Here is a 238-nt window from a genome sequence, read left to right on the forward strand (position 1 = left end):
CAGATCGCAGCTTTTTTTTAAGCTCAAGACAGTTTCATTGTTTTCAATAAACAAATAACTGTATTGGACACAAAGAATTTTATTGAAACTTTGCGGGGAATTTTATTGAAACTTTGCGGGCGATTTTATTGGACCTTTACAGGTTGTTTTTTGTTCTTCACAACCAGCACTAAGCTTTTACATGCCAAGGTTACCAAAACGATTTTTGAATTTAGAAACACGACCACCACGATCTACG

This window comes from Bartonella sp. AC62GZZY (genome assembly GCF_042196525.1).
Taxonomy (GTDB): domain Bacteria; phylum Pseudomonadota; class Alphaproteobacteria; order Rhizobiales; family Rhizobiaceae; genus Bartonella.